General features: G+C 25.7%; 9 protein-coding genes and 1 riboswitch. Of the genes, 2 read left to right on the top strand and 7 right to left on the bottom strand.

Features of this window, described 5'->3' with window-relative positions; translation table 11 throughout:
• Position 1: 1 nt before the first annotated feature.
• The 7 genes from ACYQ44_RS03455 to ACYQ44_RS03425 all read right to left on the bottom strand — a co-directional run bounded on the left by ACYQ44_RS03455 (position 2) and on the right by ACYQ44_RS03425 (position 8,586).
• Positions 2-1,663: a formate--tetrahydrofolate ligase gene (locus tag ACYQ44_RS03455; RefSeq protein WP_459995245.1), complete on the bottom strand. Its 1,662-nt coding sequence runs from the start codon at positions 1,661-1,663 to the stop codon at positions 2-4.
• 89 nt (positions 1,664-1,752) lie between these two features.
• The gene (locus tag ACYQ44_RS03450) at positions 1,753-3,042 is read right to left on the bottom strand and encodes a methyl-accepting chemotaxis protein (protein ID WP_459995244.1); all 1,290 of its coding nucleotides are present in this window, start codon (positions 3,040-3,042) and stop codon (positions 1,753-1,755) included.
• Positions 3,039-4,457 carry a GGDEF domain-containing response regulator gene (locus ACYQ44_RS03445; RefSeq protein ID WP_459995243.1) on the bottom strand — a complete coding sequence of 473 codons (1,419 nt, stop codon included), beginning with the start codon at positions 4,455-4,457 and terminating at the stop codon, positions 3,039-3,041. Before ACYQ44_RS03445 ends, ACYQ44_RS03450 begins: the two co-directional genes overlap by 4 nt.
• A complete protein-coding gene (locus ACYQ44_RS03440; RefSeq protein WP_459995242.1) occupies positions 4,454-5,002 on the bottom strand; it encodes a chemotaxis protein CheB in 549 nt (182 codons plus the stop codon). Before ACYQ44_RS03440 ends, ACYQ44_RS03445 begins: the two co-directional genes overlap by 4 nt.
• A gap of 9 nt (positions 5,003-5,011) precedes the next feature.
• Positions 5,012-6,760: a response regulator gene (locus ACYQ44_RS03435; protein ID WP_459995241.1), complete on the bottom strand. Its 1,749-nt coding sequence runs from the start codon at positions 6,758-6,760 to the stop codon at positions 5,012-5,014.
• A gap of 4 nt (positions 6,761-6,764) precedes the next feature.
• Positions 6,765-7,511, bottom strand: a complete 747-nt coding sequence (locus ACYQ44_RS03430) for a hypothetical protein (protein ID WP_459995240.1) — start codon at positions 7,509-7,511, stop codon at positions 6,765-6,767.
• Between the two features lie 4 nt (positions 7,512-7,515).
• Entirely contained in the window at positions 7,516-8,586 is a 1,071-nt protein-coding gene (locus ACYQ44_RS03425) for a CheR family methyltransferase (protein WP_459995239.1), read from the bottom strand.
• A gap of 286 nt (positions 8,587-8,872) precedes the next feature.
• Here ACYQ44_RS03425 and ACYQ44_RS03420 point away from each other — a divergent pair, with 286 nt between their 5' ends.
• Both ACYQ44_RS03420 and ACYQ44_RS03415 read left to right on the top strand, forming a co-directional pair.
• Positions 8,873-10,546 carry an HD-GYP domain-containing protein gene (locus ACYQ44_RS03420; RefSeq protein ID WP_459995238.1) on the top strand — a complete coding sequence of 558 codons (1,674 nt, stop codon included), beginning with the start codon at positions 8,873-8,875 and terminating at the stop codon, positions 10,544-10,546.
• Positions 10,547-10,606: 60 nt separating this feature from the next.
• Positions 10,607-10,708: riboswitch (purine riboswitch) on the top strand.
• Between the two features lie 249 nt (positions 10,709-10,957).
• Positions 10,958-12,301, top strand: a complete 1,344-nt coding sequence (locus ACYQ44_RS03415) for an NCS2 family permease (protein WP_459995236.1) — start codon at positions 10,958-10,960, stop codon at positions 12,299-12,301.
• The last annotated feature ends 46 nt before the right edge of the window (positions 12,302-12,347 follow it).

Below are 12,347 nucleotides of genomic sequence, written 5' to 3'. Positions count from 1 at the left end.
CTTAGAATAACCCTGTAATATTACCTTTTGCATCAATATCTAAATTCACAGCATTAGATATTTTTGGTAATCCTGGCATTCTCATTATATCTCCAGCTAATGCAACTATAAAACCAGCGCCTGCTGAAAGTTCAAAATCCCTAATTGTAAAATTATAGTTAGATGGGGCTCCTAATTTTTTTGGATCATCGGAAATGGAATATTGAGTTTTGGCAACAATTACAGGAAGATTATCATAACCATATTTCTTAAAAAATTTGATTTTATTTCTTGCTGATAACTCATAATCTACATGTTTTGCTCTATATATTTCTTTTGCAAGTTTCATTATTTTTACTTCAAGGGAATCATGCCAGTTATATATAGTTGTTAATTCACTAGCCTTTTCTGAGGCTTCAATAACCTTTTTCGCGAGATCTATAGCTCCATTTGACCCTTTTGAATATGATTCATTAATAGCTACAGGAACATTCATATTTTCGACATAATCTATAACATATTTAATCTCTGATTCAGTATCTGTGTCAAATTTATTTAATGCAACAACTATAGGGATTCCGAATTTTTGAAGATTTTCTATATGTGTTTTTAAATTTACAATTCCATTTCTTAAAGCATCTAAATCTTCCTCATTTAAATCTTTAGCTTTTCCATTGTATTTTAAAGCTCTAATTGTTGCAACTAATACTATAGCATTGGGTTTAAAACCTGCTGTTGGAGATACAAAATCTAAAAATTTTTCAGCTCCCAGATCTGCTCCAAAACCACTTTCAGTAACAACATAATCAGATAATTTTAAAGCCATTTTAGTCGCAATTAATGAATTAGTTCCATGAGCAATATTTGCAAAAGGGCCACCATGAATAAATGCAGGAGTACCTTCTATAGTTTGCACTAAATTTGGATTCAACGCATCTTTTAAAACAACGGCTAATGCGCCTTCTATTTTTAAATCTCCTATAGTAATAGGTTTTCCTTTGATATTTCTTGCAATAACTATATTTTGAAGTCTTCGTTTTAGGTCTGGAATATCATCAGCTAAACATAAAACTGCCATAATTTCTGAAGCGGCTGTAATTACAAATCCATCTTCCCTTGGATATCCATTTGAACGACCACCTAAAGAAATTACTATTTGCCTTAGAGCCCTATCATTCATATCCATAGCCCTTTTCCAGAAAATGCGAGTTTCATCAATATTTAAATCATTTCCATATTTAATATGAGCATCAATAACAGCAGATACAAGATTATGAGCGGTAGTTACAGCATGTATATCTCCTGTAAAGTGTAAATTTATGTCTTCCATAGGAAGAACTTGTGAATATCCTCCTCCAGCAGCTCCTCCTTTTATTCCCATAACAGGCCCTAAAGAAGGTTCTCTAAGAGCAACAATAGATTTTTTCCCTAATTTATTAATAGCCATTGATAAACCTATGCTTGTGGTAGTTTTTCCCTCACCTGCTGGAGTTGGATTAACTGCTGTAACCAAAATTAATTTTCCATTTTTTTTGTTATTTAACTCTTTTAAATAATGATGAGAAATTTTTGCAATATGATGGCCGCATTGGTGAACATGATTTTCATCAATTTCTAATTCTTTTGAAATATCAGAGATTTTTCTTAAATTAGCTTTTTTTGCGATTTCGATATCATTTAGCATAATATTGCCCCCTCTGTATTTATTTAAAATATGCTATTTTTGAAAATTAGCAATTAAGGTTTGAGTGGTTATACTTTTTGGACATGGTATTAATCAACAGAATTTCTTGCTATATTAACTAATTTATTTAAACTATTAGAAATATCACTTAATGCTAATGAAGTTTGTTTTATGCCTTCTAAAACTTCTTCCATGGATATATTAGTTGTGTGTGAAAAATTAGATAATGTTTCTACGCTATCAGCAAAACTTTCAACAACTTGTGAAATAGAATCTAAAGAATTTTCAACATTTATTAATTCTTTTGAAATTTTTTCTGACAATAAAACGTTTGAAGTAATGTTATTTTCAATGTCTTTGATTACTTTTTCAGAATTTCTAGAAGTTTCACGCGCTTCAGAAGCTAAATCGTTTATGAGTTCTGCAATTTTTGATATACCTTCTTTATCTATTACTTCTTTACTTGTCTCAATAGAAGAATTAATAGATAATATAGACACAGTATCAGAAATATCTTTTATTTTTTCGTTTAGTGCAGTTAATTTATTAATAAACTCTGCAATTTTCATAGTCATTTGATTCATTGTTTGAATATTTCCAAAAAACTCTTTCATATTTAAAAGTGTAGCATTTAGCTCGCTTCTACCTTCTTCAATTGATGAAGAAAAATTCTGAACCAGTTCATCTAATTTTTGAATATTTTGTCTGGTATTATTTGCAACTGATTCAATTTCACTTGAAGCAGAACTGCTTTCAGCAATATTAGCAGAAACATTTGTTGTGAATTCCTGTATTCTTTTTATGTGGTTTTTAAATATAGCGCTAAATTTGTTAAATAAATATAAAGATATAATTACAGATATTAATATTATTATAATATAAGCTATGTATATATATGTTTTAAATATTTTTAAATCAAAAAACAATTCATCTTCACTTAGAGCATGAACGAGAAAATATGTTTTTCCATTTATTTCAAACTTTGAAAAAGCAGCATATCTTTTTAATTTTTCATATGAATATTCATATACACCGTTATCATTATTTAAGAAATAATTATATAAATTTTTTAGTCCAACATCATTTAAATTTAACCCTATTTTTGTTTTATCAGAATGGAAAATAACATTTCCACTATTATCAACAATATAATAATAACCATGATTAAGTGAACCTAAATAATTAAACAAATTTTCATTGTTTATTTCATTAAAATTAGACAATATTTTAGAAGTAATATTAACAGATTCTAAGTAAGATTTTTCTAATTCCTTTATAGTAAAATTCAAAAAAGTGAAATAGGAAGACATAAATGTTACAATTAAAGAAATAGCTATAATGGATGTAAATAAAATTCCAAATTTGGTTTCAATTTTCATAATAATTCCTCCCCTGTAATTATTATATTTTTCCCTTTATTTTTGGCTATATATAAAAAATTATCTGCGTCATTAATAAAGTCTGTAACACTTTTATTTTTAAAATCACAACAAATACCTGCACTAAATGTTATTTTCCCTTTAATTCCAATAGATGACCAATTATAGTTATTTATTTTGTCTAAAGCTCTTTGTAATGCAATTTTAGCTTCTTCACAATTTGTAGCAGGCATTATTGCTAGGAACTCTTCACCTCCATAACGCCCTATAAAATCATTTTCTCTTAATTCTTCAGTTAATATATTTGAAAAAATTTTTAAAACGCTATCTCCAACAATATGACCATATGTATCATTAATGGATTTGAAATCATCGATGTCTATCATGGCTATTGAAATCTCAAAGTTTTTCCTTTTAAATGTAGTAATTAAATCTTTTAATTTTTCTTCTATAGTTTTTTTGTTATATAGTCCAGTTAAACCATCTCTTTCAGAAGCATCCCTATAGTCTATAAAATTATTTAAAGCTTTAAATAATATACTTATAGCTTTGTTTAATACATTCATATAATATATTAAATTGTTTTTATTATATATTTTCTCAAAAACAATTACACCTAATTCTATATTTTCATGAATAACATTAAAAAACATATAGTCTTCGGGGTTAATATCAGATTCATGATTAAAATTTCCCTTAAAAATCCATTCTGTAGGAGAAGTAGGTTTTATTGAAAATTTAAGCAAAAAATTCTTCATATTTTTTTGAGAATATTTATTTTTTGAAAAAGAATATATTCTTCCAAATGAAGTAGATAATAATAATATATGTAAGCCATCAAATTTAAAGAATTCTTTAAATAAATTATGCAAATTTTTAATAACATATTCTTCATCAGAAGTATAATCAATTAAATCTAAAATAGTTGATCTTAAAACTTCCATTTTTAAACTTTCTTCTAAAATATCTACTAATTCGATAAAAGGGTTTACTCTAAATTTATAAAATTCTTTTGACCATTCTATACTGAAATTATTATTTTTAATGAAGTTATCTAATTTAGTAATTAATTTTTCTGGAGGTAAATTTTTTCTTAAAAATAAATTGGCCCCGCTTTTTTTTGCCCAGAATTCATTTATTGATTCATTGGCACCAGTTAGTACAATGATCCCTACATTTGAAAAAGAATTATAGCTTCTGATAAATCTACACAAATGAATTCCGTTCATTTGAGGCATAATGTAGTCAGTAACAACTATGTCAGGTAAAAATTCAAAAAATTTATTTAAACCATTTAATCCATCAGAGGCAATTTCAACATCGTATCCGAGTGTAGTTAATTTGCTATTTAAAAATTCCCTCCACGAGACACTATCATCAATTATAAGTATTTTTTTTATAAGTATTTTTTTCATTTTTTCACCTTCTTATTTAATGAAATTAATAGATTTTTCAAATCTATTATATTTAACAATATATAATGTTTAATCTCTTTCATGGCATTTCTTGTCATGTAAGTGAATTGAGCATCTTTTTGAATATAGATATTTGTTTTAGTTTTTTCTAATTTTTTAATTCCTTTTGTTCCATCATTTCCTAATCCTCCTAATAAAATTACATATGTGTTTTCACCTGAAAAACTATATAATGTTTCAAAGAGTTTATTAATAGATGGAGCAACATAATCACTTTTCTCTACTGTTGTTATTATGTTTTTTGAAATAAATATTAAATCTTTTCCCCCTTCAGGAATATATATTCCTTTTTCTATTATTGTGGGGTTATTTATTATATAAACTTTTTGATTTGATATAGATGATAGATACTTCTTGAAATTCTCTGTTTGATTAGCTAGGTTATGCATAGCTAAAATAATAGGATATTCAATCTTTTCGTTAAAATTAAATAATTCCTTTAATGTAGCAGGACCGCCTGCAGACGCGCCAATTATCACTTTCATTTTTTCACCTTAATTTAAGAATTTTTTTAATAATTTAATTATTTTGTCGGTTTCTTTTCCTTTAACAACATATGCGTTTGCACCTGAATCTAATCCTTTCTTAATATCTTCTCTGGTAGATTTTGTGCTAAGCATAATAATAGGTATATCAGGATTTTTATTTTTTATATATTTCACAACTTCATAACCGCTTATACCAGGCAATTCGACATCAACAACAGCTGCATCGTATCCTTCTTTTTTTATTGCTTCTTCTCCTGATGCTGCTTCAATAACTTTAAATCCATTCTTTTTAATTAAATTAGAAACAACAAACCTTGTGAATACTGAATCATCAAGTACTAATATAGTTTTATTACTTGATTTACTACTAGCAAAGTTGCTGGATACTTTTGAAATAGATATTATTGGTATAGGAAACGATAAAATATTTTTTGCAAATCCTGATATTTCTCCTAAATTGTATGGATCAACGAAAGCTTCAAAATGCCCAATTATTTCATCACAAATAAAAGCTTTGTTATTATTACAAATAACAGAAAATCTAATATTTCCTTTTCCGTAATCTAAAATATCAAATAATTGATTTTTATATGTTATTTTATTATTTATAATTTCAGGATTGTTTATTACTTCAATAATATCTTCCGAAGATACGGCAAATATATTTTCATCTCTTTTCAATACCAGTACTTTTTTTGAAGTTATTTTCGTTTTAAATGCAACAATAAATTTTGTTCCAATATCCTTCTCTGTTTCTAATTTAACAAATCCTCCTTTAGCTTCAGCAAATGCTTTAACTGAATCTAAACCTATACCTCTTCCAGAGGATTGATCTGCAGTATCTTTAGTGCTAAAGCCTGATAAAAAAATAACCTCTTTTGGATCAATATTTCCTAAATTCATTTTTTCAGCTTTTTCAAGAATTTTTTCTAAATCTAATCCTTTTCCATCATCAGAAATCTCTATATAAATTAAACCTTCTTTAACATAACTTTTTATAGTTAAATTACCAATTTCATCTTTTCCTTTTTTTCTTCTCTCAGCAGGAGTTTCTATTCCATGAGCTATAGAATTTTTTACTAAATGAACCATTATATCTCTTAGTATTTCAGTATCTTTTTTTTCAATTTTGGTGTTTTCAACTTCTATATTGAGTTTTACTTTTTTATTATTAAAAGAAGATTCTTGTATTACTAAGTTTTCAAAGCTTTTTACTATTTTTTTAATAGGTACAAACATATTTTTTTCAATCAGATTTTGTAAATAATTTCTTATTTTTTTTACTTCTTTTATAGCTAAAGTTGTTTCATTGTTCAAAAGGAAATTTTCTATTCTTAAAGCCGTTTCATAAAATTCATTTAGATATTCCATTGAGGATTCTTCAATTACTAATTTGGTATCAGAACTTTTAATTTTTTCTTTTCCAGTTAATATATTTTCAAATAAAATTATTTCATCATCTGTTAAATCACTTTTTTTGTTTATTATTTCGCTAGATATTTTTATAACTCTAGCGACAAAATCTTCATCAAGTTCTTTATTTAATTTTTCTTTAAAAGCAGATTCTAATTTATGCATAAATTCACCAATTTTTGGCAGACCAACCAATGCGGCAGAACCTTTAAGTGTATGATATATTCTATATAAATCCTTGATTAATATAGGATCATGAGTTTTTAAATATTCTTTAAGCAATTCCAGGGCCTCATTTAATTTTTCATTCATTTCAGAAAAATAAATATCTATAAATTCCATAATATCACTCCAAGATTGGTAAAATAATTTTTCCAGATTTAAAATATTTTTTCTTATTATTATCCAACACTTCTTCTCCAAATACAAAATCTATCTTTTTACACAATAAACCCATGTTACTTGTTAATAATATCCATTTATTTTTTTCAGTTATCTCTTTTACTGGATAAATTTTATTTTTATATTCAATAAAACCTACATAATTTTGATACTTGAACTTACAATAATTTCTTTTATCGGTTATACTAATAACATTTTCTTTTTTTATTGCATATTTATTATCTAAAATATAATAATTTGGAATAAATAATTTTTTGTGATCTTTACTAATTTTTTTAACCATTTCTATAATATTGTTTTGTGGAATTTCATCGGTTATTTTATCAATATTAAAAGTAAAGATTTCTTCCCCCTCTAATTCAAAATAACCGCTAAAAATTTTTAAATGTGGAAATAAATTTAAAGTGTTTTCAGGAAATGTTTCAACTTTTTCAACATCAACCTTTTTTATTATAGAAGTTACGCCAAAAGCAAAAGAATTAAAAATTAAAAACATTTTTAAAATAAAATTTTTTTTAACAGGTAAAGTTAAAGCAGGATAAAGAATTTCTTTGAATTTTGCATAACCTAAAAAGTTATCATCTATATTCTTTTCAACAAATTCAGCAGAAACTCCAATTATTTTATCTTCTATCGCAATTTTTGTGGAGTAATTTTTGTCATCAATTAATTCACAAATATAATAATACATTGTATCATCTCCTGTAAATCATCTTTTTTAGATCCCAAAGATCATCATCGTCTGGATATAAAAATATAGCTTTATCTATAGATTTTTTAGCTTCTTTAAAATTTCCTAAATTTAGTTCAATTAAAGCTTTATATTTCCATATAAGGAAATTTAATGAATTTTTTGCAAGTGGGGTAATAAGCTCATAAGCATATTGAAAATTATTTTTAGATATTAAATTTTCAATTAATTCAATATATTCTTCTTCGGATAAATTAGTAAAAGTTTTTAATAATTTATTTTTTTCTCTATCCTTTAGAAGGATATGATTTTTTTTAGATTTCTTATTATTTATATTTTTAGGTTTAACGATGTTGTTATTAAATGATTTAATTTTTGTTTTATTATAATTATTTTTTTGATTTTTCCATATAATGACGCCGTTATTAGATTCGAATTCAAATAGTTCTGTTAATACAGGGTAAAATTCTCCATGACCTAATATTAGAATTCCGTCTTCTTTTAATATGTTTTTGATGTTTGTTAATATTTCATCAATTTGTTGTTGATTAAAATATATTAAAACTCTCCTCATAGTTATTAAATCATATTTTTTTGAGGATTTAAGTATATCTAAAATATTTCCAACTATAAAATCGACATTTCTTTTATACTCTTTTTTCACATAATAATAATCTTTATCAATGTCAAAATATTTTTCTATAACATCTTTTTTCAAAAATCTGACACTCCAATGAGTATATTTTCCTTCTTTGGCTTGTTTTATTCTTTCTTTTGAAGCATCAACGCCTAAAATATTAAATTCTTTTTTTAAATCGTTTAGAATGAAGGAGAAATTATAAGATTCTTCACCTCTAGAACAGCCTAGATTAAGTATATCTAGATGATTTTTATTTGATAAATAATTTGGTAATATTTTCCAGAGTTTTTCATCTCTGAAAAAATAAGATTCGCCTATTGTATAATTTTCTAATATTATTAGTTCTAACTCATTATCAGAGATTTTATCAAAAAATTTTATAGTTTTAAAAATATTTTCAATTCTCTTTTTATCATAACCAAGTCCATACTTCATTAATATGTTTTTTATTTTTTCTTCTATGACAATCCCTCCTGATATAAAACACTTTGTTACATTGTATTAATATTATATCATAAAAAATGATATAAATAAAAATATTTAGGATTTTACTTATACTAGGCGAAATAAATAATGATATAAAAACAATTTAAAAAGCTAAATGTATAAATAGTTTTATTGAAAAATGCTTGTTTAAACCACATTCTTGTGATATAATCTTTTTGAAAATTAATTAATCACTTGATATATTAATAGAATATTAATATTGCGAGGTATAAGCATGAAGTATGATAATGTAATAAAAAAATATATAAAAAACTCAGTGATACAAAATATTATTTTTGTATTTATTATTTTTATATTATGGGGATTAATGTTTGTGAATACCAATGAAACGTTAAAATCGGTATCTCACCTAAATATAAATAATTTTAATAAAATAATGAACAATTATTATTATCATCTTAAATATATTAGCATAATTAATGATAAAGATTTATTAAAGGATATAGGTATTTCAAAATTTTATATAATTGAAGAAACCGGGAATATAAGAAGAACGCTACCTGAGAATCTAGATGTTAATAATATATTCCATACAGACTTTTTTTCGAATTTAACAAATAGTAAGCTAGGTGTGTTTATATTTAAAAGTAAATTATTTGATGGGAAAAGTAAAATATATGTTGGTGGGAAATATAATAATTTATATTTGGTAGGTGAATTAGATAAAAAAATTTTTGAATATCAATCTAAATCCTTTTTTATTATAAAAAATAATAATGGCGAAATTGTATATTCAGACTATCCGTTGAAGGATATTAAGAAAGTAAATATCATCAATGGTAAGATATATGCATCATATTCGTCTGATTGGAATAATTTAAAAATAATTACATTTTTAGACATCACAAACCAATTAGTGGCTAACATTATTGTTTCTATTTTTATGATATTATTAATTTTATGGAATTTTAGTTCAAAAAATAAGAGTATTCTGTTGATTAAAAGGTTTGAATCTGAATTTAGAAAAATAATGAATAGTATGGAAAATTTTTTGAGAGAGCTTAGGGTTCTGGATAAACAAAGTTTTTTAAGTTTTTCAGAAAAAGATTTTGAAGATATATTAAAGCCTATTAAAGAAGAGGACTTCTTTTTTAATGAATTAAAAGAGCTAAAAGAGGTAGAATTTTTATCAATAAAGGAAATGTTAGAATTATTTGATGAAATAAGTGCCTCTACTGAAGAATTAGAAGCAACTAATGAAGAACTTGAAAATCTATATATGCAATTAGAGAATGCTTATAATGATTTAGAAAGCTCATATAGAAAATTTTCTTCACACTTATCTTCTATAGCTGAAAAATATGATGAAATTACAGGAAATCATATAGAAAGAGTTGCAAAATATTCAAAATTGATTGCGGAAAAAATGGGGTTTGATGCTAATTTTGTAAAAGATATAGAATCATATGCTCCTTTACACGATATAGGGAAATTAATGATTAAACATGAAATTTTGAATAAACCTGGTGGATTAAGTAGAGATGAATATGAAGAGATGAAGAAACATACACTATATGCTGAAAAAATTTTTGGCAATGATGTTAGATTTAAAATGGCTAAGAATATAGCAATATACCATCATGAATGTTATGATGGAAGTGGATATCCTTATGGCTTAAAGGGAGAAGAAATTCCAATTGAGGCACGAATAGTTGCACTTGCAGATATATATGATGCTTTAAGAAGTGAAAGGCCATATAAAGACGAATATAATCATGAAGAAACCTATAATATTATTGTTAATGGTGATTTTAAAACTAAACCTTCTATATTTGATCCAAAGATATTAGAAATATTTAAAAGATATCATTTAGAATTTGATAAAATTTATAATGAACATACAAATAAAAATATATTTGAAGTTGAAAAATATAATGAGATTAATTAACACCTTGTTTTCATTTAAGTAGTTTTTAATTAATGAAAATCTAGTATCATTTTGATGAAAAAGTTAATAAATAACTCTTCCTATATAATCTCGGGAATATGGCTCGAGAGTTTCTACCAGACAGCCGTAAACTGTCTGACTATGGGAAGGGAGATGTTATATTTTGGTTAATATACCAAAATAAAAAACGCCTCTCTTCCAAGGGGCGTTTTTTATTTTTAAATAAGACAAAATATTTATTAATAATTTGTTTTAGAAAAATTAGATTTGAGAAAGTTTCAAAATAAAAATAAATTACTTTGAAATTAAAATTTACTTTATTTTAAAATAAAAGAAAAAATAAAGTAATCATATAACTATACAATAATGTTAAGTTCTCATTAATAAATATTAACTCAGGAGGTGTCAGGGGTGGAAAAATTTTTTAAGTTAAAAGAAAACGGAACAACTGTTACTACGGAAATTTTGGCTGGATTAACTATTTTTTTGAGTATGGCTTATATTTTATTTGTCAATCCTAGTATTCTAGTTACAGCTATGGCTCCAGGGGCAGAAGTAGGATCTACAGTGTATAATCAATTTTTTGGAGCTTTGATGGTTGCTACAATTTTTGGTGCGGCAACAGCAACGTTAGTAATGGGATTGTATGCTAATTATCCTTTTGCACTGGCACCAGGTATGGGATTAAATGCGTATTTTACTTATACAGTTGTTTTGAAAATGGGGGTTCCATGGCAAGTAGCATTAGGTGCTATTTTTGTTGAAGGTATTATTTTTATTCTTTTGACAGTATCAGGAGCAAGAACTTTTGTTGTCAAAGTCATTCCTCAAAATATAAAATTTGCAACAAGTGCAGGTATAGGTTTATTTATTGCATTTATAGGATTAAAAAGCGCTAGTATAATTGTTGATAATCCTGCAACTTTTGTTGGTTTAGGTGATTTGACAAAATCAGATGCTCTTTTAGCGATTATTGGTTTAATTATTACTGGAGTATTGTTTTCATTAAAAGTTCCAGGTTCTATTTTACTTGGTATTATAATAACAACAATTATAGGAGCTTTCCCTGTATTTGGAGTTACTCATTATCAAGGTATAGTAGGTAAAATTCCAAGTATAGCTCCAACATTTATGAAATTACAATTATCATGGGGAGATTTACTTTCAGGAACATTTTGGGTTGTTGTATTAACTTTCTTTTTTGTTGATTTTTTTGATACTTTAGGTACTTTAACTGGATTAGCACAAAGTGCTGGATTTATTAAAAAAGGCGAAACAGATTTTCCGAGATCAAATAAAGCTTATATGGCTGATGCTATAGGTACATCTGTAGGTGCATTGTTCGGCACTTCTACAGTTACAACATATATTGAAAGTGAAACTGGTATAGCTCAAGGAGGAAAAACAGGGTTAACTTCTTTAACTGTGGCAATATTAATGCTTTTAATGCTTTTCTTCTCACCATTAGGGTTAACAATTCCAGCTGCTGCAACTGCTCCGGCTTTAATATTTGTTGGATCATTAATGCTTAAAAATTTGGTACATATTACCTGGGAAGATACAACAGAAGCTTTGCCAGCATTTATTACAATAATTATGATGCCTTTAACATATTCGATTGCAAATGGTATAGCTTTGGGTTTAGTAGCCTATCCTTTAATTAAGGTATTTTCTGGAAAGGGAAAGGATGTTCATTGGTTTAATTGGTTTTTGGCTTTGGCTTTTGTATATTATTTAATTTTCTTACAACATTAATAGTTATTTTTATTATATTTAGCCCTGCATTTGCAGGGCTAATTTA

It is taken from the genome of Marinitoga arctica, from assembly GCF_054657315.1.
The sequence above is the reverse complement of the archived record's forward strand: the minus strand, read 5'-3'. Positions and strand labels throughout refer to the sequence as shown.